This window comes from Opitutaceae bacterium (assembly GCA_015075305.1).
GTDB lineage: Bacteria > Verrucomicrobiota > Verrucomicrobiia > Opitutales > Opitutaceae > UBA6669.
In genome coordinates, this window is the sequence record JABTUS010000005.1 from 168512 (window position 1) to 191508 (window position 22997).

The 22997-nt window shown below is 59.6% G+C and carries 23 protein-coding genes; 10 read left to right on the top strand and 13 right to left on the bottom strand.

Going from position 1 to position 22997, the window contains the following annotated elements; genetic code table 11:
• Nucleotides 1–5 precede the first annotated feature (5 nt).
• Nucleotides 6–1241: an exo-alpha-sialidase gene (locus HS122_11260; GenBank protein ID MBE7538978.1), complete on the top strand. Its 1236-nt coding sequence runs from the start codon at nt 6–8 to the stop codon at nt 1239–1241.
• An 86-nt stretch (nt 1242–1327) separates the two neighbouring features.
• Nucleotides 1328–2089 (top strand): RraA family protein, encoded by a 762-nt coding sequence (locus tag HS122_11265; GenBank protein ID MBE7538979.1) that lies wholly within the window; start codon nt 1328–1330, stop codon nt 2087–2089.
• 37 nt (nt 2090–2126) lie between these two features.
• Here HS122_11265 and HS122_11270 read toward each other — a convergent pair whose 3' ends face one another.
• The 4 genes from HS122_11270 to HS122_11285 are packed head-to-tail and all read right to left on the bottom strand — an operon-like array spanning nt 2127 to nt 5403.
• A complete protein-coding gene (locus tag HS122_11270; protein MBE7538980.1) occupies nt 2127–3053 on the bottom strand; it encodes an alpha/beta fold hydrolase in 927 nt (308 codons plus the stop codon).
• Complete coding sequence (locus tag HS122_11275) at nt 3047–4087, bottom strand: 3-oxoacyl-ACP synthase III (protein MBE7538981.1); 1041 nt, start codon at nt 4085–4087, stop codon at nt 3047–3049. Before HS122_11275 ends, HS122_11270 begins: the two co-directional genes overlap by 7 nt.
• A 12-nt stretch (nt 4088–4099) precedes the next feature.
• A complete protein-coding gene (locus HS122_11280; protein MBE7538982.1) occupies nt 4100–4915 on the bottom strand; it encodes an SDR family oxidoreductase in 816 nt (271 codons plus the stop codon).
• 11 nt (nt 4916–4926) lie between these two features.
• Nucleotides 4927–5403 carry a beta-hydroxyacyl-ACP dehydratase gene (locus HS122_11285; protein ID MBE7538983.1) on the bottom strand — a complete coding sequence of 159 codons (477 nt, stop codon included), beginning with the start codon at nt 5401–5403 and terminating at the stop codon, nt 4927–4929.
• 161 nt (nt 5404–5564) lie between these two features.
• Here HS122_11285 and HS122_11290 point away from each other — a divergent pair, with 161 nt between their 5' ends.
• Together HS122_11290 and HS122_11295 are read left to right on the top strand one after the other, a co-directional pair.
• On the top strand, nt 5565–6647 hold the full coding sequence (locus HS122_11290) for an SPFH domain-containing protein (GenBank protein MBE7538984.1): 1083 nt from the start codon (nt 5565–5567) through the stop codon (nt 6645–6647).
• Between the two features lie 22 nt (nt 6648–6669).
• A complete protein-coding gene (locus tag HS122_11295; protein ID MBE7538985.1) occupies nt 6670–7779 on the top strand; it encodes a zinc ribbon domain-containing protein in 1110 nt (369 codons plus the stop codon).
• A 29-nt stretch (nt 7780–7808) separates the two neighbouring features.
• Here HS122_11295 and HS122_11300 read toward each other — a convergent pair whose 3' ends face one another.
• Entirely contained in the window at nt 7809–8660 is an 852-nt protein-coding gene (locus tag HS122_11300; protein MBE7538986.1) for a sulfurtransferase, read from the bottom strand.
• A 173-nt stretch (nt 8661–8833) separates the two neighbouring features.
• Between HS122_11300 and HS122_11305 the strand changes: the two genes are divergently transcribed.
• Nucleotides 8834–9430: an acyloxyacyl hydrolase gene (locus HS122_11305; protein MBE7538987.1), complete on the top strand. Its 597-nt coding sequence runs from the start codon at nt 8834–8836 to the stop codon at nt 9428–9430.
• Nucleotides 9431–9493: 63 nt separating this feature from the next.
• Complete coding sequence (locus HS122_11310; GenBank protein ID MBE7538988.1) at nt 9494–10327, top strand: sulfurtransferase; 834 nt, start codon at nt 9494–9496, stop codon at nt 10325–10327.
• Nucleotides 10328–10352: 25 nt separating this feature from the next.
• Here HS122_11310 and HS122_11315 read toward each other — a convergent pair whose 3' ends face one another.
• The 5 genes from HS122_11315 to HS122_11335 are packed head-to-tail and all read right to left on the bottom strand — an operon-like array spanning nt 10353 to nt 15296.
• A complete protein-coding gene (locus HS122_11315) occupies nt 10353–11351 on the bottom strand; it encodes a metal ABC transporter permease (GenBank protein MBE7538989.1) in 999 nt (332 codons plus the stop codon).
• A complete protein-coding gene (locus HS122_11320; protein MBE7538990.1) occupies nt 11348–12775 on the bottom strand; it encodes a metal ABC transporter permease in 1428 nt (475 codons plus the stop codon). Before HS122_11320 ends, HS122_11315 begins: the two co-directional genes overlap by 4 nt.
• Nucleotides 12776–12783: 8 nt before the next feature.
• A complete protein-coding gene (locus HS122_11325; GenBank protein ID MBE7538991.1) occupies nt 12784–13557 on the bottom strand; it encodes a metal ABC transporter ATP-binding protein in 774 nt (257 codons plus the stop codon).
• A gap of 6 nt (nt 13558–13563) precedes the next feature.
• A complete protein-coding gene (locus tag HS122_11330; GenBank protein ID MBE7538992.1) occupies nt 13564–14388 on the bottom strand; it encodes a transporter in 825 nt (274 codons plus the stop codon).
• Nucleotides 14385–15296 carry a zinc ABC transporter substrate-binding protein gene (locus HS122_11335; GenBank protein MBE7538993.1) on the bottom strand — a complete coding sequence of 304 codons (912 nt, stop codon included), beginning with the start codon at nt 15294–15296 and terminating at the stop codon, nt 14385–14387. The genes HS122_11330 and HS122_11335 overlap by 4 nt, the downstream gene beginning before the upstream one ends.
• Before the next feature lie 119 nt (nt 15297–15415).
• Between HS122_11335 and HS122_11340 the strand changes: the two genes are divergently transcribed.
• The 3 genes from HS122_11340 to HS122_11350 are packed head-to-tail and all read left to right on the top strand — an operon-like array spanning nt 15416 to nt 19254.
• Nucleotides 15416–17110: an iron ABC transporter permease gene (locus HS122_11340; GenBank protein ID MBE7538994.1), complete on the top strand. Its 1695-nt coding sequence runs from the start codon at nt 15416–15418 to the stop codon at nt 17108–17110.
• Between the two features lie 11 nt (nt 17111–17121).
• A complete protein-coding gene (locus tag HS122_11345; protein ID MBE7538995.1) occupies nt 17122–17994 on the top strand; it encodes an EamA family transporter in 873 nt (290 codons plus the stop codon).
• 39 nt (nt 17995–18033) lie between these two features.
• The gene (locus HS122_11350; GenBank protein ID MBE7538996.1) at nt 18034–19254 is read left to right on the top strand and encodes an MFS transporter; all 1221 of its coding nucleotides are present in this window, start codon (nt 18034–18036) and stop codon (nt 19252–19254) included.
• 24 nt (nt 19255–19278) lie between these two features.
• Here the strand turns inward: HS122_11350 and HS122_11355 are convergent, their stop codons facing one another.
• The 3 genes from HS122_11355 to kdsB all read right to left on the bottom strand — a co-directional run bounded on the left by HS122_11355 (nt 19279) and on the right by kdsB (nt 22572).
• A complete protein-coding gene (locus HS122_11355; GenBank protein MBE7538997.1) occupies nt 19279–21228 on the bottom strand; it encodes a cyclic nucleotide-binding domain-containing protein in 1950 nt (649 codons plus the stop codon).
• A gap of 17 nt (nt 21229–21245) precedes the next feature.
• Nucleotides 21246–21698: a response regulator gene (locus tag HS122_11360; GenBank protein ID MBE7538998.1), complete on the bottom strand. Its 453-nt coding sequence runs from the start codon at nt 21696–21698 to the stop codon at nt 21246–21248.
• Between the two features lie 118 nt (nt 21699–21816).
• Nucleotides 21817–22572: a 3-deoxy-manno-octulosonate cytidylyltransferase gene (gene kdsB / locus HS122_11365; GenBank protein MBE7538999.1), complete on the bottom strand. Its 756-nt coding sequence runs from the start codon at nt 22570–22572 to the stop codon at nt 21817–21819.
• A 72-nt stretch (nt 22573–22644) separates the two neighbouring features.
• Here kdsB and HS122_11370 point away from each other — a divergent pair, with 72 nt between their 5' ends.
• Entirely contained in the window at nt 22645–22944 is a 300-nt protein-coding gene (locus HS122_11370) for an HPr family phosphocarrier protein (protein MBE7539000.1), read from the top strand.
• Nucleotides 22945–22997 lie beyond the last annotated feature (53 nt).

Consider the following 22997-nt stretch of genomic DNA (forward strand, 5'->3'; position numbering starts at 1 on the left):
CTTCAATGATTCTGCTTCAGTCTCGAACCCTGTTGATCCTTGTCGCCGCAATCATTTCTTGCGGTGCCGTTCGATCTGCAGGCGAGCTGCCCGGCGCCCCCAGTCTCCTGGCGATTCCAGGCATTGAGAAACGAATCATTGTTGGTGCAACCAATGTCGCGCCGAAGAATGGTGAGCAAACGGTGATACGGCTCAGAAACGGCCAGTTGCTGCTGCTTTGGTCGGAGTTTCTCCGCACGGACCTGCTTCCGCCCGCGGAACGTCCGCCGCCCTCGCCCCTGCGCCGCAGTCCGACCGGCGACGACGGTTATGCGCGCATCAGCGCAATGACTTCTGCGGATGGTGGAGGGTCCTGGTCGAGGCCCTGGGTGGCGGTCGATGACAAGGATGCGCTTGTGAACTGCATTTCACCAGGCCTCACACGTCTCAGGGACGGTCGATTGCTCCTGGCCTATTCATGGAGGAGCGGCGGAACTGACAAAAGGAACTACGGCAATTGCGCGAAGATGGTCCGCACTTCCTCTGACGAGGGAAAAACATGGTCGGAGTGCACTCGCATTACGCCGGACAATGGGGAATACAACACCGGTTGCCACGACCGTGCGGTCACCTTGGACAACGGACGTGTGATTGTCCAATGTCACACGATATTCCCACCAGCGATCGCGCGGCCGGGACCCGGCTACCGTTCGACATGCATGGGAACCTACTTCGCCTATTCCGACGATGACGGGAAAACTTGGGAGCGCAGTGCGGTCACCCTCGATCCAATCGCCGGTCATGGAGGCCGCTTTGAGGAGGCCGGATTCGTGCAGCGAGTGGATGGGTCCCTCGTCCAGTTCATCCGCAACTGGCACGGTCAGTCGTTCATCTCCGAATCAACTGACCGCGGCACAACATGGAGCGCACCCAGGCCTTCAGGCGTTTTCAGCGCGCTGGCGCCTACCATTGCCGTCCGTCTCCCCGACTCCTCCGATCTTCTCATGATCTGGAATCCCACTTGGAATCCCGAAGCCAGAATTGCGGGCATCCGATCTGTTCTGGCATGCGCAGTGAGCCGGGACGGCGGGCGAACATGGGGGCTGCCAAAAGCGCTTGAAACCAATCCGGATCAATGGGCCGAGTATCCGGGGGTTACATTCGACGGAGACGTCGCGTTGGTCCACTACCGGGTCTTCTCGCTTGATCGAAACCGATGCGACCTCGTTCAGGCCAGGGTTCCTGTATCCTGGTTCCGCTAATTGCTCGGACAGGTCTGAACGAATGAATGCGCTCCGGCGAGCTTTGGACAAAGCAAGACCGCACACCCCATAAGTGATTCAATTTCATGAACGAATCATCCTGCACCCTTTCGCACAGCGAATTGCTGGAGCTCAAGCGTTGGAACACACCGACCATCTACAACGGTTGGGAGCAGATAACCCGCTGCAATGCCGCAAACGAAGGGTTCAATCGCGAGGAGACCCGCGATTTCATTCCACAGATGGGCCCGATGGTGGGTTACGCGATCACCGTCATTGTGGAGCCAAGCAAGGCCGAGCATCTCCGGGCAAGGCCCAACGCATGGAGTGAATACCGTCGCTATGTTGCAGATCAGCGGAAACCCGGAATAGTTGTGGTCCAGGACAGGGACAAACCCGCGGTGCACGGAGCCTTCTGGGGCGAGGTCAACAGCAACATCCATCGATCGCTTGGATGCGTCGGGACAATTTGCGATGGCGGAATCCGCGACCTTGATGAGATGAACAACGCTGGATTCAAGGCGATTGCGCGGCGCCTGTGCGTTGGGCATGCCTATTCGTGTCCAGTGGAATGGGGGGTGCCGGTGGATGTTTTTGGGACCAGGATTCTTCCGGGTCAGCTGATACATGCTGACAAGCACGGATTTCTGGCTGTTCCGTTCGGAGAGGAAGGCGCGCTGCTTGAGGCCGCTCGCTTCATGGACAGCAATGAATGTCGAACGCTCATTCCAGCAGCACGCGGTGAAGCAGGCCGGACTCTCCGCCAGATCTGTGACGACATCGATGCCGCCGGGGCGAAATTTGGCGCGAACGCGCGGGAAAAATTCAACCGCCGGGGGGAATGGTGAGAGCAAGCACCACCCGCCGACGCCATCGAGCTGGATGTCATGCTCCTCCGGTTGAGTCTCCTGTTTTCTGATCCGCAGGAATCAATCCTTCGATCAGGCGCTGGCTGGCGGCCTCACCTCCATCGTCCAAGACGTAATGTCCGGCATCCCGCAGCAACGTGACTCTGGCTTGCGGAAGGAATCCCTTCCATTCTTCCAGGAAGTGCCGGTTGAAGCAGAAATCCTTTCCTCCCCACACGATGCTCACGGAATGGGAACGGAACTGGGAAAGGCCGTTTTCGACCTCCTGAAGCGTGGAATGGGAAACGTGGCCCCGTTCGAGCGGGATGTCCTTCACGAAGGCGTCCACCGCCACGCGATTGGCCCAGGAGTTGTACGGCAGGAGGTATCCCCGTCTTTCAGCGGCCGTCAGGCGCCGGGCGTGCATGGCCATGCTTGCGGCCGGGCCGGCGAAGCCGTTCAGGCCGCGGACCAGCCAGGTGCCAAAGGGTCGCGAGCGACACAAGGCTATGCGCCTGGGAATGCGTTGCGAGCGGAACGCAGCTGTATTCAGAATCACAATACGGCCAATGCGCGCAGGGTTCTTCACCGCCAGCCCGAAACCGATCGCCCCGCCCCAGTCGTGAACGACCAGGTTGATTCGATTGATGCCCAGCCCATCCAAAAGCCCCTCAAGGTCGGCGATGCGGGTGGCGAGCGTGTAGGGATAGTCCTCCGGCTTGTCAGACAGGCCCATGCCGATGTGATCCGGCACCAGACAGCGCCAGCGCGATCGGAGCGCCACTACGGCATTGCGGTAGAAGAACGACCAGGTCGGATTCCCGTGCAGCATCACGACGGCCTCGTCGCCGCGGGGGCCTTCGTCCAGGTAGCTCATGCGCGCGCCATGAGGCGTGGTGAACACGGAAGGCGTGAACGGGTACAGCGCGCGCACGTCCGGAGGAAGCGAATCGATCGTCACCATTCGAGCGCGAGCATGAGGCAGTTCAGTCCGCTTCCGATTCCCAGCAGTGCCACCCGCTGCCCCGGCCCGACTTCACCGGCTTCGATGGCCGCGGCGAGCGTCGCCGGAAGCGACACCGAGCCCATGTTGCCAAGGGTTTCAAAGGTGGAGAAATCTTTCGCCAGATCGAGGCCGAGCGTCTCGTACAGCCTGCGCCGGTGCGTGCTTCCCACCTGGTGGCAGATGTATCGCGAAAAATCCGCGGGGTCTGTGTCCACGACCCGGCGGAATTCATCCCAGGTTTCCCTTGCCAGGGCCACGCCTGCGTCCAGCAGCCGCTCTGAATCCGTCTGCATGGCCAGCGAGTCGGCCCCATGAGTGTCGCCCTTGCAGAGTTCGCTGTGCGCCGTGGCCGCCCGGGCCACGCCCCCGACCAGACGGTGCGCACCGCGACCACCAACCAGCAGCGACCGGTGGCAGACCACCGCCGCGACCGCACCCGAGCCGATCGTCAGGTTGGCGAAATACGGTTTTATTTCGTTTCGCGTCAGCGGACGTTCGAGCAGAGTGGCAAGAGTCTGCTCCACCAGCGGGCGTCCGTTCTCGCCGGCGACAATCAACGCGCAGCGGATCTGCCCCGCCTCGATCATGCTTCCCGCCACGGTGAGTGCGTTGAGAAAGCCCAGGCAGGCGTTGGAAAGATCAAAAATCTGAGTGTGTGCCGGAAGGCCGATCTTCCGATGAGCGAAAGAGGAGGTGGCCGGCTCGAGCATGTCGCGGCACACCGCACTGTGAATGAAGAGGTCGATCTGTTCGGGCCGCACACCCGAGCGCGCGAGCGCTGCGCGCCCCGCCTGTGCGCTGGCGTCGGAAGGCAGTGTTCCCTTTGCCCAGACTCTTCGCTCGCGTATGCCCGTCATCAGCTCGAGCCTTCCCTCGGGCAAATTGAGCCGCTGGTACAACGGCTGCAGGCGGCGCTCGATCTCCGCGGAGGTCAGCACCTCCGTCGGCAGGGCTGTCGCCAAAGACTCAATGCAGGTGTGTTCGAAGCGCATGCCAGTATCGTGTCATTTCGCCTCGGGACGCATCGCCAGGCGGATCAGCTCCGCGTCGAATGCGTTCGATCCGAGCCCGGCATCAACCACGATTGTCGTGCCATTCATCCCGCTGCTGCGCGGGCTGAGCAGAAAGAGAACCGCATTCGCGACCTCGTCTGTCGAGAGTGCCCGTTTGCGAAAGGTCAGCTTTTCGGCATAGAGGTAGCTCTCGAGGTATCCTGGAATGCCCGCAGAGGCGCTGGTCTTGAGCGGGCCCGCCCCCACCACATTGAAGCGGACGGCGCTGCTCGCACTGAAGGACTTTGCCAGGAAGCGCGACGTGGATTCCAGCGCGGCCTTGATTGGCCCCATGTAACCATAGTTGTCGGGGGTGACCAGCAGTGATGAGATTCCAATCGAAACGACGGACGCATCCGGATCGAACAACGGCTTGAAGGCGCGCGCCAGTTCCACCAGCGAGAACGAGGAGATCGCCGTGGCTTCAAGGAAATCGCGGCGTTTCGTCTCGTCGAACGACTTGAACCCGTCGGTATAGTTCGCGAAGGCGATCGAGTGAACCAGCCCGTGCACCGCGGTTACACCCGCGGCAGCTATCGAGTCGGCCAGTCGCGCCGGCGCATCCTCGTCGCCAACATCACAGACGAAAACCCTGCGGTCCTTCAGCAATCCCTCCAGCGACGCCCGCCGCGCCTCGGACCGCACGCTGTAAATGACGCGGGCGCCCTGCTCCTCCAGCGCCCTGCCGACAAACCAGGCGACGCTTTTTCGATTGGCGACGCCCGTGACAACAATGGTCTTTCCGGCGAGTGCGAGGAAATCTGCCATGGCGGTTTCGTTCATGCTGCGGGGGATTTGTCTGTCGCGTCGGCGCTCCCGTTCGGCACCTTCCATGCCACCGCGAATTCAACGCTCAGAATGCGCGTGTTGTCCGGTTTCCTTACCGCGCCCGTCATGATCGTGAATCCACCCATGACATCCTTCCGCTTGACCTCGATCAAAACAGTGTCGCCCGGAAACACGGGATTCCGAAACCGCACGTCACTGATTTTTGCCAGAAGCGGCACGCCGGATCCGAGGTCGGTCCTCTGCGCCGAAGCCTGCCTCGACAGGTACACGGCGCCAGCCTGAAATACGGCCTCGCAGAGCAGGACGCCCGGGGTGATCGGCGCGCCCGGATAGTGGCCCCGGTAAAAATCCTCGTCCGCCCGCCAGGTGCGGCGGGCAACAAGGCCGTCCGGCGATTCTGAAACGATTTCATCGACAAAAAGGAAAGGAGGGCGATGAGGGATGGACTCGGTGACCGTTGAGGGCATGAGAATTGGGATGGAAAGGATTGGCTCGATTGAGGCGAAGGCGAAGCAAAAGCCGACTTCCCTGATGCTGCAAACTTCCCGCAGGAAGGCCCTGTATTTCTTATTCGCAACCTTGGCCGCTTTCGCGTGTTTTCCAACACAACCAAATTCATTCCTCAACCATGGGCCTTCTCGATTATCTCAAGTCTCAGTTCATTGAAATCATCCAGTGGGAGGACGATTCCCGCGACACCCTTTCCTGGCGTTTTCCCGATGAGGACAAGGAAATCAAGCGTGGCGCGCAACTGATCGTCCGGGAATCGCAGACCGTCCAGTTTGTCTATCTTGGGCAGTTCGGAGACGCCTTTGGGCCGGGCAAACACACCCTCAACACGGACAACATTCCGATTCTCTCCACCCTTAAGGGATGGAAGTACGGCTTCGAGAGCCCGTTCAAGGCCGACGTCTATTTCGTCAACACCCGCCTGTTCACCGGCAACAAGTGGGGCACGTCGAATCCCGTCATGCTGCGCGACGCCGATTTCGGGATCGTTCGCGTGCGGGCATTCGGCACCTACGATTTTCGAATCACCAATGTGCCCACGTTCCTGAAGGAGGTTGCAGGCACCGATCATCACTTCCGGATCGACGAGTTTGCGGACACAATGCGCTCGCGCCTGGTGAGCGTGTTTACGGACGCGCTCGCGAGCTCGAAACTGCCGGCGCTGGATGTCGCGTCGCGCTACGGCGAACTCGGCGAAGCGCTCCTCCCGCTGATCAATCCGACGCTGAAGGAGAAATACGGTCTGGAGCTGGGCAGTTTCATCATAGAGAACGTATCCGTACCTCCCGAAGTGGAGCAGGCCATCGACAAGCGCTCGAGCATGGCGGCCATCGGAAATCTCAACGACTACATCAAGTTCAAGATGGCCGAGGGCATGGGCTCGGGTGGGGGCGGCGGCCCGGCCGGCACCGCGGCGGAACTGGCCATGGGTTTTGGTATGGCGCAGCAGATGATGAATCAACCCGGCGGCATGTTTGGCCCCCAGGGAACGCCTCCCGCGGGAGGTCCGCCTGTGGCGGTTGGAGCCGCGCCCGCAGCTGCGGCAATGGATCTTCTCGGCCCCGCGCAGGCGGCGCAAGCACTCGGCGTGTCCGAGGCTGATGTTTTGACGGAGCTGGAAAAGGGATCGCTCAAGGGAAAAAAGATCGGCTCTACGTGGCGCATCACCCGGGCGGCGCTCACCGAGTTCATGAACAGTTGAGCGGTCGACAGCCGGATTGCGCATGGAAGCCCAGGCTCGCTCAAAGTTTTCGTGTCCGTCGTGTGGCGCTGAGGCCACTTGGAATCCCGCGAAGAAGGCGCTGGTCTGCAGTTTCTGCGGAACGGTTTCCCCGGCGACGGTTGAACTGACCGGCTTCAGCCAGACGCCCAACGCGATCGTCGAGCACGAACTCGTGCAGGCTTTGCGCAATATTCCGGACTCGGCGCGGGGATGGCAGGCAAAGAAGATCCAGGTTAAATGCCAGTCCTGCCAGGCGATCTCGGTCTTCGACGAAAAGAATGTGGCCCAGCGCTGCGATTTTTGCGGATCGGCATCGCTGGTGCCCTACGAGGAGATCAAGGAGTCATTCCGCCCGGAGAGCCTTCTGCCGCTAAAACTCAGCAACGCCCAGGTGCGGGATTCGATCCGAAAATGGTATGGATCGCGCTGGTTCGCGCCCAACCGGCTCAAACGCGGCGCGATGACCGATGTCGTCAAGGGCCTCTACATTCCCTACTGGACATTCGATGCGCAGGTTCACGCGGACTGGACTGCCATGTCGGGGGACTACTACTACGAAACGGAGTCCTTCACCGATGGGAAGGGACAGCGGCAGACCCGGCAGGTGCGAAAAGTGCGCTGGTATCCGTCATCCGGCGCTCTGGATCACTTCTTTGACGACGAGCTTGTCTCGGCCTCGCGCGGCGTTCATCCCGAGCTTATTCAGGGAGTGGAGCCCTTTCCGACCAAGGAACTGGTCCCCTACAATCCCAGTTTCATTTCCGGCTGGGTCGTTGAGCGCTATCAGATCGATCTGCCGAGCGCCGCACAGACTGCACGCACCAAAATGGAGTCAAAAACCGTGAGCCTGTGCGCTTCCCAGGTGCCGGGCGACACTCATCGCGACCTGAACGTCCGCTCCGCGTTCTCAGCGCAGACCTTCAAGCACATTCTCGTTCCCATCTGGATGGTCAGCTACGATTTTCACGGCAAAAGTTTCCAGTGCGTGATAAATGGATACACCGGCTCAATCGCCGGTGAGTATCCCAAGAGCTGGATCAAGATTGCACTCGCTGTCCTTGGCGTCGCCGCAGTCGTCATCTTCTTCCTGTGGCTCGAAGGACGGCGCTAGGCGCAGCCGTTTGAATTTGATCGGTTCGCTCATGCCGATGCCCCCACGGCAACGGGTCGCGCGGGATCGGCGACCCATTCGCTCCATGAGCCCACGTAGAGCCTTGAACCAGTGAGGCCCGCAAGCTCCATGGCAAAGAGATTGACGCACGATGTGATGCCCGAGCCGCACTGGTGAACCACCGAGGCGGGCGCGTGCGACTTGATCAGTTCTTCAAACTCCCGCCTGAGCTCATTGCGGGGCCTGAAGGTCAGATCCGCATTGAGGTTGGCCTTGAAGACCCGGCTGACCGCGCCGGGAATGTGCCCGGCGACGCGGTCCATGGGCTCCACTTCGCCACGATAGCGATCACCGGAGCGGGCATCCACGACAAGCAGTTTGCCGTCTCCGAGATGTGACACCAATTCATCAACCGACACGCTTGCGTCCGAATTCGCCGCTCGATCCATCGCTGGGTTCACCTTTGGCGAGGGGGCATCCATCGAGAGTTTTCTGTTTTGGGACTTCCAACGAACAATACCGCCATCGAGAAGCCCAACCCGCTTGTGCCCCAGCCAGCGCGACAACATCCACCACAGCCGTGCGGCAAAAAAGCCGCCCGCGTCGTCATAGGCGACGATCGTTGATGACGGCGTCACTCCGCACCGGGCAAGAAACGCGAGAAAGTCGCGCTTGTCCGGAAGGGGGTGTCGACCACCTCCCGGAACCTTCCTCCCGGAGAGATCCCTGTCGATTCCCGCAAGAAACGCTCCGGGAATGTGTCCCTCCCCGTAGACACGCTCGCCCTTGGCGGTGTCGATGAGGTCATGCCTGCAGTCGAAAACGACCCAGTCCGGGTCGTTCAAGTGCGCGTTCAATTCGTCGGTTGTGATTAGCATCATGTGTCGCTGATTGTCCGGTTGGTGGATCAAGATGAGTGGAGCCGGCGGTTTAGGCAAATGACGATCGGGACGGGAGACGAAGGCGATGTCACCGCCATTCGTTCAGAATTTCATGTGACAGACCCGATTCGTCCTGACAGGAGTACCGGCACCCGGGTTGCACCCGCCAAATCATGCGAACATTTCCACGACCAGGAACGCTCCTCTCGCTGTTGTGCCTTGCCGTTGTTGCGCCATGCGCCGGCGAAGGCGCGTTGCATCCGGCGGAGCAATCGGCCGTCGATGTGGAAACGGGCGCGATCTGGCAGGTTGGCACCGGCACTCCCCTGTCCTATCGGTTGTTTCCGACCCAGTTGTCGTGGAGATCGAAGGAAGCGTTCGGCTTGGAACTGGGAAACGGCTTTCGGGTGCGTTTTCGACATCGCCTCACGCTTCAGGCGACGTGGATAGATCAGGGGCCTGAATCGCACTACGTCGCCGTTGGCGGATCGCCATCAATCGAGCTCTGGGATCGCATGGGGCGCTGGGCTCTGGCGGGTGGCGCAGGCGGTGGGCTCGGAATGCTCGACTCACGTGGTGTCAAGGGAGGACAGGGGCAGGATTTCACGTTTCACTGGTTTGCGCGGGGAGGCATCGAGCACGTGATCGCACCTGCACGCAGAATCATGGCAGGAGTGCTCTTCCAGCACATGTCGAACGGAGGACAGACAAAGCCCAACCCTGGGATTGACGCCGTGGGCTTCACCTTCGGCTATTCCGCCAGCTACTGACGCGCAGGAATGCGCGCTTGTCGGCTGGTTGGTCGGCTTGTCAGCATGCGCGACACCGATTTCATGTCGTCCATCGTTCACTTTTCCGGTTACAAGTTCACACCGCTCTCGAATCTGCCCGATCTGAAGGAGGAGCTTCTGGCATTCTGCCGTGAGAAGAGTCTGTGCGGAACGATTTTGCTTAGCCCGGAAGGCATCAATTTCTATGTCGCGGGCGCGGCGGAATCGGGCGAAGCCCTTCTTTTGAAACTGCGCACCTGCGCCGGCCTTGGGGATCTTGCCGCAAAGCGCAGCAGCAGCGCCCGGCGGCCGTACGACCGCATGATGGTCAAGATCAAGCGGGAGATCATTGCGTTTGGCGACGAACAGATCGATCCGGCTCGTCACACATCCCCGAAGCTCTCCGCAGGGGAACTGAAGCAGTGGCTGGACGAAGGACGGGATGTGACGCTGCTCGACACGCGAAACGACTACGAAGTCCATCTCGGGACATTCAGGAATGCGGTGCCTGCCGGCATCGATCATTTCCGTGATTTTCCAGAGGCGGTCCGCCGTCTGCCCGCTGAATGGAAGACGAAGCCAATCGTGATGTTCTGCACCGGTGGCATCCGCTGTGAAAAGGCCGGCCCCTGCATGGAGCGGGAGGGATTCCGACATGTATTCCAGCTCGACGGAGGAATCCTGCGCTATTTCGAAGAATGCGGTGCCGCACATTTTGAAGGCGAATGCTTCGTGTTTGATCAGCGCGTCGGCCTCGATCCTGCGTTGAAGGAAACACAGTCGATCCTGTGCGCACGGTGCCAGATGCCTCTTGCCTCAGAGGAGCAGGCTCATCCCCACTTTGTGGCCGGAAAGAGTTGTCCGCACTGTCATGGGCGCGTGACTTCGCCGGCTTGACCCGGCATTGCCAATGCGGCGAATCCTACCGGCTGACAGCCTGCCGTGATTGATCTGCTTCCGAACCGTGTTGCGGGGGAATCTGCACGGGCGCGCGCCGTCCGGCCCAACGCACTATCAGGCCCTCCCGCGGACTGACAATCCACACAACCCCGAACAACAGCGCCCCGGCCACAACCATGGCGGCGGCGATGGAACAATCGAGCCACACTCCCAGGGTGACGCCGAGCCACGCGCTGATCGCCGCATGCAGCAGCGAAAGCAGATGCACACGCGACAGCCGTGTGGAGATCAGTGATGCAGTGGCGCCCGGGAGTATGAGCATGGCGATGACCAGAATTGCGCCGACGGACTCGAAGGCGCTCACGACCACAACCGACAAAGCGGCCATCAGGCCATAGTGCATGACCACCGGATTCGTGCCGAGGGACCGCGCCAGGCCGGGATCGAATGCGCTCACGAGAAGCTGCTTGTAGAAGGCAATGATCAGAAGCGAGATGACAAGCAGGACGGAAGCCATCCGGACAAACGGAACGGGGCCCAGAACGATGCCTCCAAGACTGACCATCGGCTCGAGGGGAACGAATGCAATTTCACCGTAGAGCACGCAGTCTGCGTCCAGGTCCACCTGTGCCGCGAAGATGCTTGTCATGACCACACCGATCGCGAACAAGGTGGAGAATGTGATTCCAATGGCGGCGTCCTGCTTGACGCGCGTGAGCTTGTGAATCGTTTCAATCATCACCGAGGTGAATCCACCGGCGGCGAGCGCGCCGACAAACATCGGCAGCGTGCCACGGCTTCCGGAAATCAGAAAGGCGGCGACCAGTCCCGGCAGCACGCTGTGGCTCACGGCGTCGCCCATCAACGCCATGCGCCGCAGCATGAGGTAGTTTCCAATCAGGCCGCATGCTCCTGTCACGGCAAACCCCATCGCGGCAATCCACCCGAACAGGGAAAGATTCTCCGTCCAAGGGGCGATCAGAACCGCATGAGGGTCGAAGTTTGGAATGATTTCAGTCATTTTCCAGAGCCATTGCCCAGGTCGAGCCGTGGAGTTTCTCCGTGAATCGATCGCGTCGTGGGAATGGCGCGCCCATGGGGATCGAAGGTGGCATGACCCAGCCGCCGCTCCAGGTCGCGGACCACGGACTCACCCAGCACGTGCTCGATTTTTTCAGCATCATCATGCACGTGATCAGCCGCGATGTTTGCGGATTGCGTCAGGTAGAGCTCCCATAGCCTGTGATTTCGAACAATCTCCCCCGCCCGCTTCCTTCCCGGCGGCGTAAAGTAGAGGGCGTCGCCGGAAATGCTGGCAAGACCATGGCGCACCAGATCCCGGCCAAGCCGCTGCACATCCTCAATGGTCTCCTTCCGGCGGATGGCCAGTTCGTGAAAGGTTACGCTTTCCGACTGGAAGTGCCCCGCCTCCATGACATGAAACATCGCCTTCAGCGTGTTTTCCCGCCGAGTGCGCGCCGCACCGCTGCGACGCAGGAGCCATCGCGCCACGACCCCATGGCGTGGACCGAAGAGAAAAGCGGTCGAGAAGATCGCACTGGCACCCATCACCATGAGCGGGCCGGTCGGAAGGCTCGGACCGACAAAGGATAGAAAGGCACCGAGCACGCCGGCAGCCACGCCAAAGATGGCGGCGAGGATGAGCAGCCTGTGAAGTCGGTCGGTCAGCAGGTAGGCGGCCGACGCGGGCGTGATCAACATCGCCGAGACCAGCACGACTCCCACCGCCTGGAGTGCTATGACCACGGATGCGGTGAGGAGGAGCATGAGGCCGTGGTGTATCCAGCGTGTTGGGATTCCGATCGAGCTTGAGAATCCGGGGTCGAAGCTGGATGCGAGGAGCTCCTTGTAGAACGACACGACGAGCACGATTGCCAGGGCGGTGATGATCGTCATCAGCACGATGTCACCCGAACTGAGCGCGGCGGCCTGACCGAAAAGGAACTTGTCCAGGCCGCTCTTGTTTCCCGTCGGCAGTCGCTGAATCATCGTCATGAGGCATATTCCCATGGCGAAGAATGTGGCCAGAACCAGGCCGAGTGCTGCATCCTCCTTGAGCCGCGTCGTGCGGGAGATCGCCGAAACCAGGGACGTTCCAAGCAGCCCGGCGATTGTCGCCCCGACAAGGATCGCGATGGGATCCTTTGTCATGTTCCAGAGGAAGCCGATGGCCACGCCCGGAAGCACGGCATGTGAAAGCGCGTCTCCGACCAGCGCCATTCTGCGCACAACGATGAAACTTCCCAGGAGTCCGCATCCGAGCCCCAGAAGCACCGAGCCGAGAAGAGCATATCTCACGGACGCATCCTGCAGCGTCAGAAAACGGGCGATCTGACTGCTCCAGTCAGAATCGACGAAATCGCGCACGCCGCCGGCGTGTGCGAAGACGGCGGATCCAATGAAAAACAGCACACCCCTGCGCATCAAACCTCCTATCGCGAACTCCCGTGCGCACCCAGCGCCTGGGCGACTTCGCTGAGTATCGTGAGCCTTCCGCCGTACGTCTTCTGGAGCAGCTCCGCTGTGAATACATCCTGGGTTTTTCCGAATGCGACGACATTCATGTTCAGTAGAAGCAGATCGTCGAAGTATTGTCGGGCTGTCGGAAGATCGTGATGGACCACGAGGAGCGTCTTTCCCTTGTCGCGCAGTTCCCTCAGCACGGTGATGATCGCCGCTTCGGTCGCGGCATCCACCCCGGCGAACGGTTCATCCATGAAATACAGATCAGCCTCCTGCGCCAGTGCGCGGGCGAGAAAAACGCGCTGCTGCTGTCCACCCGAAAGGTTTGCGATCTGCCGGTTGGCATAGGGCAGGAGGTGGACCTTGTCGAGGCATGCACGGGCGATCGTCCGATCGACCTTTCCTGGTCGGTGGAGAAGACCGAGGCGTCCGTAACGCCCCATCAGGACGACATCCAGGACATTGACCGGGAAGTCCCAGTCGACGGATTCGCGCTGCGGCACATAGCCAACGCGACGCGCCATCCTGTGGAATGAATCGCCGAATACCTTCACCCAGCCGCTTTGCAAAGGCAGCAGGCCCATGCATGCCTTGATGAGAGTCGACTTGCCGGCGCCATTCGGACCCACGATCCCGATGAGCCGCCCTGGATCTATCGCGAGATCGACACCCCAGAGCACCGGTTTCTTGTGGTAGGCGACCGTCAGGTCGTGGATTTCCAAGGGTGGAGACTGCTGGATCATGGTCGGTCAGAAGCGTTGGGAGATGCCGAAAAATACACCCAAGTCCGGTGCCGCGCGAGTGATTCCCACGCTCAGTCCCGCATCGAGCTGACAGTTGTCGTTCACGGCCAAGGTTAGACCCGTATTGAAGCCAAGGGACGGTTTTCCGACGCCTGTCTCCAGCGCGAGTTCCACGAATCCTCCCATGGCACCGGTGAGATCGCGACCGACCGTCATCGTGCCGACAGCTATCAAGTCGTATCCATCATCGCCCGAGTTTCTGACAACGTCCAATTCAACCATGGTGCCAAAGCTCGTGTCTTCACTCAACTTTGCGGCATAGGGAAATAGGATGCCACCCTCGGCAAAGCGGTCGCCAAACTTGCCGGAGTGCGTGGGTAGCTTCACGAACGGCATTACGCCGAATGCGGATTCGCCAGCGTCGTTTCCCCAGAAGTTATGCTTCACCCTCAAGGTCGTGTCGCCGAAGCCGCGCTGCCGCATTCGAAAGCCAAGAGGACGATTCTCGGTTTTCACGTCGAGAAAACTGTCGAGCACAATCTGGATCTCCCAGGAGGAACTCAGGCCGATGCGAACGTTGACTGGCGCAATATTGAAAACCTTCGTGTGAGTGGCGTCGCGTTCGGTGTTATGACGGTCGTCCATGAAGCTTGCGAAACTCAATTCGACCTGCAGCCGTCCGGGCTCAACGGTGAAGGGACTTTCGGTCGCGTCAGGGCGATCGGTGCTGAGTTCGCGAGCTGCGTCGGCGCCATTGCAGGCGATCAATGCGAAAACAAACGCGAAGGGATGAAGGAACTGGCGTGGCGACCGCGTGGATGGGCTGTTCACTTGAGGGAATTCACTATGGTCGTCAGGTTGTGCTTGATCATGCCCTCGTAGGTGCCGAGATCGTAGCCGTTTTCGATTGCGCCCGGCGTTCCCATGGCGTCGGAGAACAGTTCCCCGCCAATCCTGACTCCGGCATCAAGCGAGACTCGTTCAATGGTCGCATGCGGCACGCTCGACTCGACAAAGATGGCCTTCACGCGGTGCGATTTGATGAAGTCGACGAGCCTGGCCATGTCGGACAGCGCCGCCTCGCTCACAGTCGAGATGCCTTGGAGTCCGATGACCTGAAATCCGTAGGCGCGTCCGAAGTAGTTGTAGGCGTCGTGGCTGGTGACAAGAACGCGCTTCTCGACGGGCAATTCCTGCGCCTTGGCCTGCGCCCATTGATGAAGTGCGGAAAGCGACTCGCGCAGCCTGAATCCGCGGCTCGCATAATCGCCCTTGTGCGCGGGATCATTGGCGGCCAGCGTTTCAACCACGGGATGGATGCATTTCATCCACAGCGAAACGTCGAACCAGACGTGCGGATCCGGATGGCCCTCGAACTTCGGCGGATGCAGCAGACGATCGCGGGGTATGTCGCGTGTCACGGCCACAACCGGCTTGTGCTTTTCAAGACGCCCAAAGAGCTCGGCCATTTTTCCCTCAAGCATCAAACCGCTGTAGAAAATGACATCCGCCTTCTGAAGTTCCAAGACATCGGAAGCGCGAGCCTTGTAAAGGTGCGGATCGACACCCGGTCCCATGAGGCCGGTGACGGTGACTGCATCTCCGCCGATCTGCCTGACGAGGTCGGTGATCATCGTTGAGGTGGTCACAACCCGCAGCGGTCCGGCGATGGCAAGGCCTCCAATGAGGATTGAAAGCGAAATGCCTCTGACAAGATGGAGCAATGGCAGCGCGGTCATGGATCGATTGAACTCGGAGCACTAATTACAGCAAGCAAAAAAAGTTAGCCTAGTCTAATTAATGCCTTGGACATCCTGCTCTTGCTCCCGGTGACGGCTCACCCCCACTCTCTGGCAGCATGTCCAAGTCCCTTGCCCGTATCGTATTTCTCGTTACGGCGCTCTTCTTTACGGCCTTCTTCCTCTGGCCAATTCTTCAGATCCTCAAGGGCGGTTTTGTGGATGCGGACGGAAGACTCACCTTCGCCTACTTCTTCGCTCTCCTGGCGGATCCGCTCTACCGTGAGGGGCTGGCCAATTCGTTTCTGCTGGCCTGCCTGACGACGGGGCTGGCCTTGATCATCGCTGTGCCGCTGGCATTCATCAGCGACCGATACCTGTTCCCCGGCAAGTCGCTGCTCAGCTCGCTGGTCTTGATCCCGATGATACTGCCTCCCTTTGTCGGCGCCATCGGGATCAAGCAGATCTTCGGTCAGTACGGTGCGTTCAACTCACTGCTCATCGGGCTTGGCGTGCGTCCTGAGGGATGGACCTACGACTGGTTCGCCCTGCATCAGTTCGGCGGCATTGCGATCGTCAACGCGCTCACCCTTTACCCAATTCTGTACCTGAATTGTGTGGCCGCACTGGCAAACATTGATCCAGCGATGGAGGAGGCCGCACAGAATCTGGGCTGCACCGGGTTTCGGCGCTTCCGACTGATCACCCTGCCGCTGATCAAACCGGGACTCTTTGCAGGAGGGACGATAGTTTTCATCTGGGCGTTCACCGAGCTGGGCACGCCGCTTGTGTTCGACTACTCTCGTCTGACGAGCGTGCAGATTTTTTATGGCCTGAAGGACATTGGCGGGAATCCATTTCCCTATGCGCTGGTCGCGGCCATGCTGGTGTCGACGACACTGCTCTATGCCTTGGGCAAGGGACTTTTCGGACGCCAGAACTATGCGATGATGGCAAAGGCGACCACGAGCGGAGGACCGCGCAGGGCGGGACGCCTGGTGTCGTGGCTTTGCGCCGGGGCCTTCGCTGGCATCACCTTCCTGGCGATACTTCCCCACCTGGGCGTGGTGCTTGTCGCATTCTCAGATGATTGGTACGCAACAATTCTGCCGCGCAGCTTTACGCTGAAAAATTTCGATATCGCGCTCGGGCACGATCTCACGGTACCCGCGATTGCGAACAGCCTCAAGTTCGCAAGCATTTCCACGATCCTTGATGTGATCCTGGGCATCGCGATCGCCTACGTTGTGGTTCGCTCAAAGGTCGCAGGCCGGCAGGTGCTTGATTTCCTGGCGATGCTTCCGCTTGCCGTACCCGGCTTGGTTCTGGCCTTTGGTTACCTGGCAATGTCGCAGGATGGGCGGTTCTTTTCGTTCCTCAATCCCACCCGGGATCCCACGATCCTGCTGATCATCGCCTATTCGGTCCGGCGCCTTCCCTATGTCGTGCGTTCGGCGGCGGCCGGTTTTCAGCAGACGAGTGAAACTCTCGAGGAGGCGGCGCAGAACATGGGTGCATCACCACTTCGGGCATTGTACAAGGTGACCCTGCCCCTGATCACGGCAAATCTGATTGCCGGAGGGCTGCTCGCTTTCGCGTTCGCAATGCTCGAGGTCAGCGACTCGCTCATCCTCGCGCAAAAGCAGGCCTACTACCCGATCACAAAGGCGATTCTCGAGCTGCTGCAGTTGCTCGGTGACGGAAAATTCATAGCCAGCGCGCTGGGAGTCTGGGCGATGGTTTTCCTGGGCATCACCATTGCCGGCATGACCATCCTTCTTGGCCGAAAACTTGGGGCCATCTTCCGCGTTTGATCGTTTCCGGCATGCTCTGGCTGCTGCTCGTTTCATTCATCTGGGCATTCTCCTTTGGTCTGATCAATGGGCGCCAGACCGACATCGATCCCGTGTTCGTGGCCTTCGTTCGCATGGCAATCGCCACGGCAGTGTTCCTGCCCTTCCTGAAACCACGTGCGTTGGGAGCAGCAATGGTCGCACGGCTGTTTGCAGTTGGAGCAATCCAATTTGGATTCATGTACATCCTGTACCTGCACGCGTTCAGGCACCTGCAGGCGCACGAAGTCGCACTTTTCACGATCCTCACTCCCATTTACCTGACTCTCATTGACGCCATCATCGAAAGGCGATGGCGTGCGCGTTTTCTGATTGCGGGCGCGCTCGCGGTTGCTGGCGGGGCGGTTGTCACCTGGCGTCAGACGAACGCGGCGGATCTCGCGGCGGGATTTCTCCTGGTACAGTGCTCAAACCTCTGTTTTGCGACCGGTCAGGTGTTCTATCGTCGTTTGCGATCAACGATCCCTTCAGGGATCATGGACCATCAGTTGTTCGCCTGGCCTGCTGCCGGGGCGGCTGCGGTGACTGGGGTGATGTCATCGGTGACCTCATCATGGGCGGATTTTGCGCCAACGACCGCGCAGATGCTGGTGCTTTTCTATCTGGGCGCGATCGCATCGGGATTGGGGTTTTTCCTCTGGAACCTGGGAGCGACGCGCGTAAACGCCGGAACTTTGAGCGTATTCAACAACCTGAAAATTCCCCTGGGCATCATCTGCTCGCTCGTGGTTTTTCATGAGCATTCGGACCCCATCAAGCTGATCTCCAGCCTGACGCTGCTGGCTCTGGCCATCTGGATTGTTGAATCCAAGCGCATGCAGGCGACACCGAGTGAACGTCACTGAATAATTTGCCGGCGATCGAAAGCTCGCTAATCAGGAGGAATGTCCCGCGCCACCACCGCGCCAGCAATCGCCGCCAATTCTGCTGATTCCACCGCCATCGGCATACTGACCGCACTCAGTGTCTCCCACCTGCTCAATGATACGATCCAGGGAATGCTTCCGGCGATCTACCCGCTGCTGAAGCAGACTTTCTCCCTGAGTTTCGCCCAGGTCGGGCTCATCACCTTTGCCTTCCAGGGCACGGCATCGCTCCTGCAGCCGCTGATTGGTAGTGTGACGGATCGGCGGCCGTTCCCCTTCTCTCTCGGAATTGGAATGTCCGTCACCCTGCTGGGCATCGTGTGCCTGTCGCGCGCGCCCAGTTACTCCTATGTGCTTCTGAGCTCGGTCCTCATCGGATTCGGGTCTGCGGTGTTTCATCCCGAGGCCTCGCGCCTGGCCCGGCTTGCTTCGGGCGGACGATTCGGACTTGCGCAGTCGCTTTTCCAGGTCGGAGGCAACCTGGGAAGCTCCCTCGGGCCGCTGCTTGCAGCGGTCCTGGTGATGTCGGGAGGCCAGTCCCGCACGCTTTGGTTCGCACCTCTCGCGATCCTGGCCATTGGCATCCTGCTTCGCGTGGGAGGATGGTATCGCGCTCATCTCGAGACGCTCCGGTCCTCGAGGTCACCGCGCGCATCCGGAGCCCGGATGCCTTTCGGCACGGGGGTGACCATACGCGCCTTGCTGGTGCTCATCGTGCTTGTATTTTCAAAATTCATCTACCTGAGCAGCCTCACGAGCTACTTCACCTTCTACCTCATCGACAGGTTTCATGTGCAGCCGGCGAGTGCGCAGATCCTCCTCTTTCTGTTCCTGTTTGCCGTGGCGGCCGGCACCATCATCGGAGGTCCGGTGGGCGATCGGGTGGGTCGCAAGATCGTCATCTGGATCTCCATCCTCGGCATCGCCCCATTCACCCTGCTGCTCCCGCATGTCGGACTGCATGCGACGGTGTTTCTCAGCATGATTGTCGGCCTTGTGCTGGCCTCGGCGTTTTCCGCCATCATCGTTTACGCGCAGGAACTGGTGCCCGGAAAAGTCGGTCTTGTATCGGGCCTTTTCTTCGGCCTTTCCTTCGGCATGGCTGGAATAGGCTCCGCCGCCCTCGGACAGCTTGCCGATCACACCAGCATACAGTTCGTGTTCAGAGTCTGCGCCTACCTGCCGCTGCTCGGCCTTCTCACCATGTTTTTGCCAAGACTTCACCCGCGGGCGCGATAGGTGCCGGCACGCTGCCCGTCATGGCTAGCGAATGTCGAACGATGCCTGCAGGGGAAATATGGGGCGCCCAAGGCGGCGCGACGATCTGGCTTCAAATGACAGGGCCACCTTGTGATTGTGGGTCACAAAGCGGATGAAATCGACGCGGGAGACGCACAGGCAGCGCGTCGGCGTCGCGGCAATTGCATCCGTGGTCGCCGCGCTGTTCTGCAGAAGCTCCGTTTCACCGAACGCATCGCCTTCCTCAAGTTGCTCGAGGATCCTGCCCTGCAGAGCCTTTTGCACGCTTCCCTCCCATACGATGTGAAATGTTCTTGGATCCTCCCCGTAGCGGACGATTCGCTCACCCGCTTCAAAGGTCCGCATTCTTGCAATGTCTGCAAGGCGCATGACGGATGCCAGTTGCCAGCCGGAGCACAGTGGCAGTGAACGCAGCAGGGAGCAGATTTCGGTCAGACCCATGATGCGGATGACACCCAGGTGCTGAACAATCCTTTCCTGAAAAAATTTTCCCGGGAGGGTCAGTGCGAGCAACGGCGTGCGGCTCCGCATCTCCATTCGATTTTCGGCCGGATCCACGAAACCATGAACACCGAACATGTCACCTTCGGAGATGAACCGGGTCCTCCCCGCGCGACCCCTGCCGTCGTATCGAACGACCGACGCGGTGCCCCGGACAATCAGTCCGACCGTCGCGGGCTCCCCTGAGTCCGAAAGTGAACGCCATGGCTTGAAGCGCTTCAGTTGAAACCGTCTCGAAACCTCCAGTTGCTTCTGCATGCCAACGGAGCGGAAAAGCGGGCTTCGCGACATCGCCTTCATTATCTCAGCCTGCGCCAGTCTTCCTGATGGGTGGACTTTCCAGCGACGGGATTGACGAATGGCGTTCCTTATCAGGCGGGTTCCCCGGCGCTTCGAGAAAGTGGACGCAATCCAGATCAACGCTCCGACCACAAATACCGCCACTATGGCGCCGGAAACGATGCCGGCCCGCTCCCACACGCTCGCATTGTCCAGGAGATCGAGCCATGGCAGGGCGATGGCGTTGAACAGCACGTGAGCCGCGACAGCCAGCCACAGGAGGCTCATTGAAAGGAGAATCGCAAGCGCTTCACCATCGAGGTGGCGGCGGAATGCCCTGATTCTGCGTCTGGGCTGGCGGTTTGTCGAAAAAATGAAATCGCGATCGGTATCGATCCAAGGATGCTTGGACCAGAGTGCGCGCCATCTGGCCATGGGGCCAAGCCATGGATTCAATGCAATGATTGCGCCGGCAACGGGAAACAGCGCCCACGGCTGCTTGAACGCACAGGCTAACGCGGCCGAGGCGAGCAACGGTGCCATGCAGGCCAACTCGATGGCGGAGCGAACTGAAACCGGCTGGAGGACTGAATCACACAGGTCGACATGGAGATGAGGAACCGGTCGCACACTCATCATTTCAGGTGGAGGGAACCGCCCTCCGGCGTGATGAAGCGTGGCCGCACCGGCCAAAAATCCGAGCGACAGCGAGGCGCCCCAGACAACCCAGCCAATCAACAGATCAAGAATCTGTGTCGGCAGCGTGACAGGCGAGAAGGCGATCGCCGCGAGAAAACCCATTCCAGAAATGGCGGCGACCGCGATTGACACCTGTGATGGCAGCCTCGGCCAGCCAGGGGAAGGCTTGGGTGCCGGAGTGAATGCGGGCTTGCTGTCACCTATCAGGATGCCGGCGCGGTGGGCCTTGAGGATGAGTTCGTAGAATTCGCTCAATTCCAAACAGGTCCGATTGAGGATCGCCCTGCCCAGCATGTTCGGAACGGTCTGTGGTGTGCGAAAGACCTCAAGAGTCAGCCGCTGGGCTTCACTGACGGCCAGGTAGGTGCCTGAGGATGTGTTCTTGAGCGCGAGCACGCCATGCACGCATGCACCCGCCCGAACCTCCGGACTGTATTTCAGGACCTCGAGGGTGAGGAGGAAATTTTCGTCCATGACGGCACCGCGAGGCTCTAGTCCTCCGAGGATGAGAGGGATCCAAGCAGTCCCTCGATGAGCTCGGTCATTTCTGAGACCTCGAAAGGTTTTTGAACAAACAGGCAGTCACTCTCGCTCGCCAGCCAGCGCGTATCCTCATTCAAACGTCCGCTCACGAGTACTATCTGCATTCGCGGATCGCGCTCACGCAGCTCTGCCATGAATGTGAGCCCGTCGACACAGGGCATGACCACATCGACAAGTACAAGGCCGATTTCACCACCATCCCGCGCCCAGGTGTGCAGTCCCTCCTCGGCAGAACCTGCCTTCCAGGTCTTGTAGCCAATCGCAGAGATCACTTCGGCGAGCATGTCGCAAAAGGCGGGCTCATCATCGACAATCATGACACCCTTGCGCAATTTTTCCTCGCGCACGGATTTCTTCCACAGTTTCGTTACTTGTGGCAGTACAGCGGATTCTATGATCATGAGAACGATTGTTTGGAAAGATGGGGTCCTCCAAACATCGGCGCATGACCGATCAAGCTGAAAGGATTAGCAAGATCCGCGGTTGGGAACTGAATTCCGGAGGTTTTCTTGCAACCAACTAGCTTCGAGTCTCCAACCAGCGTTCAAACTTGTGGGCATCTTCCAGAACATCGACTCCGATCGTTGGATCTTCGGTCAGTTCGCATGCAATCGCGTACCCATTCTCAAGGACGCGAAGTTGCTCGAGTTTTTCAATCTGCTCAAGCCGGCCCATGGGAAGTGATGCAAACTTCTCCAGAATATCGGCTTGATACGCATACATCCCTATGTGGCGATAGCAGGCGTTCTCAGTCAGCCAGTGATCATCAACCCGCCCACCCAGCTCGCGGGCAAACGGAATGCATGAGCGTGAAAAATAGAGTGCACGTTTCCTGGATCCAGCGAGCACAACCTTCACTTGGTTCGGATTGTTGAAATCCACGGCCTTCGAAAATCGCGTGGCGAGAGTTGCCATGGGCGCATCCGACTGAATGGCGTTTGAAAGGGCGAGTATGTGACTGCGGCCGACCAAAGGCTCATCCGCCTGTACATTGATCACGAACTCAGCGCCGATCTGAGTATTGGCCTCGGCAATGCGATCGGTGCCACTCGCGTGGCTCACTTTTGTCAGAATCGTCGCGAATCCCCCGGATTTCAACGGTGCGGCGAGCGATGGGTCATCGATCGCAAAATAAAGGGGAAACTCAGGTGCCACGCTTGAGATCCTTTCTGCCACCCATTGAAGCAGCGCCTTGCCTCGAATCTCATGGAGAAGCTTCCGTGGAAATCGCGTGGATTCGAGGCGACACGGGACAATTATGGCGATGCGCGGCATGGGGTGAATCGTGGGCGGGTGATTTTGGGTTGCAAGCCAAGCGCAGGTCCCATGGTTTGCAGGGGTACACGCATGGACAAGATTGACCCGTCAGCACCTGTTCAGTCACTCACGAAGGAGTTGGTCGTGCAGAACAAGATGGGTATTCATGCGCGTCCCGCAGCGATGATCGTCCGCGTGACCAACAAGTTCAAGGCGGATGTCTTCGTCGAAAAGGATGAGGAGCAGGTGAATGGCAAGAGCATCATGGGATTGATGATGCTGGCTGCGGGCAAGGGCTCTAAGGTGAAATTCATCGTCACGGGCGACGACGCGCCTCAGATGTTGGCCGAGCTGGATTCGCTCTTTAACCGCAAGTTCGACGAAGCCTGAAAGGCTTCGGGGTTGGCGGAGGCGGACCACGGAATGCCGCCGCCGCTTGCGGG

What these genes read in the sequence shown, in the direction of transcription:
- HS122_11320 (MBE7538990.1), bottom strand. Translation starts at nt 12,775, where the DNA reads ATGCGCAGGGGTGTGCTGTTTTTCATTGGATCCGCCGTCTTCGCACAC.
- HS122_11295 (MBE7538985.1), top strand. Translation starts at nt 6,670, where the DNA reads ATGGAAGCCCAGGCTCGCTCAAAGTTTTCGTGTCCGTCGTGTGGCGCT.
- kdsB (MBE7538999.1), bottom strand. Translation starts at nt 22,572, where the DNA reads ATGCCGCGCATCGCCATAATTGTCCCGTGTCGCCTCGAATCCACGCGA.
- HS122_11325 (MBE7538991.1), bottom strand. Translation starts at nt 13,557, where the DNA reads ATGATCCAGCAGTCTCCACCCTTGGAAATCCACGACCTGACGGTCGCC.
- HS122_11355 (MBE7538997.1), bottom strand. Translation starts at nt 21,228, where the DNA reads ATGGACGAAAATTTCCTCCTCACCCTCGAGGTCCTGAAATACAGTCCG.
- HS122_11260 (MBE7538978.1), top strand. Translation starts at nt 6, where the DNA reads ATGATTCTGCTTCAGTCTCGAACCCTGTTGATCCTTGTCGCCGCAATC.
- HS122_11335 (MBE7538993.1), bottom strand. Translation starts at nt 15,296, where the DNA reads ATGACCGCGCTGCCATTGCTCCATCTTGTCAGAGGCATTTCGCTTTCA.
- HS122_11300 (MBE7538986.1), bottom strand. Translation starts at nt 8,660, where the DNA reads ATGATGCTAATCACAACCGACGAATTGAACGCGCACTTGAACGACCCG.
- HS122_11275 (MBE7538981.1), bottom strand. Translation starts at nt 4,087, where the DNA reads ATGCGCTTCGAACACACCTGCATTGAGTCTTTGGCGACAGCCCTGCCG.
- HS122_11315 (MBE7538989.1), bottom strand. Translation starts at nt 11,351, where the DNA reads ATGACTGAAATCATTCCAAACTTCGACCCTCATGCGGTTCTGATCGCC.
- HS122_11360 (MBE7538998.1), bottom strand. Translation starts at nt 21,698, where the DNA reads ATGATCATAGAATCCGCTGTACTGCCACAAGTAACGAAACTGTGGAAG.
- HS122_11340 (MBE7538994.1), top strand. Translation starts at nt 15,416, where the DNA reads ATGTCCAAGTCCCTTGCCCGTATCGTATTTCTCGTTACGGCGCTCTTC.
- HS122_11290 (MBE7538984.1), top strand. Translation starts at nt 5,565, where the DNA reads ATGGGCCTTCTCGATTATCTCAAGTCTCAGTTCATTGAAATCATCCAG.
- HS122_11265 (MBE7538979.1), top strand. Translation starts at nt 1,328, where the DNA reads ATGAACGAATCATCCTGCACCCTTTCGCACAGCGAATTGCTGGAGCTC.
- HS122_11285 (MBE7538983.1), bottom strand. Translation starts at nt 5,403, where the DNA reads ATGCCCTCAACGGTCACCGAGTCCATCCCTCATCGCCCTCCTTTCCTT.
- HS122_11310 (MBE7538988.1), top strand. Translation starts at nt 9,494, where the DNA reads ATGTCGTCCATCGTTCACTTTTCCGGTTACAAGTTCACACCGCTCTCG.
- HS122_11345 (MBE7538995.1), top strand. Translation starts at nt 17,122, where the DNA reads ATGCTCTGGCTGCTGCTCGTTTCATTCATCTGGGCATTCTCCTTTGGT.
- HS122_11305 (MBE7538987.1), top strand. Translation starts at nt 8,834, where the DNA reads ATGCGAACATTTCCACGACCAGGAACGCTCCTCTCGCTGTTGTGCCTT.
- HS122_11270 (MBE7538980.1), bottom strand. Translation starts at nt 3,053, where the DNA reads ATGGTGACGATCGATTCGCTTCCTCCGGACGTGCGCGCGCTGTACCCG.
- HS122_11350 (MBE7538996.1), top strand. Translation starts at nt 18,034, where the DNA reads ATGTCCCGCGCCACCACCGCGCCAGCAATCGCCGCCAATTCTGCTGAT.
- HS122_11280 (MBE7538982.1), bottom strand. Translation starts at nt 4,915, where the DNA reads ATGGCAGATTTCCTCGCACTCGCCGGAAAGACCATTGTTGTCACGGGC.
- HS122_11370 (MBE7539000.1), top strand. Translation starts at nt 22,645, where the DNA reads ATGGACAAGATTGACCCGTCAGCACCTGTTCAGTCACTCACGAAGGAG.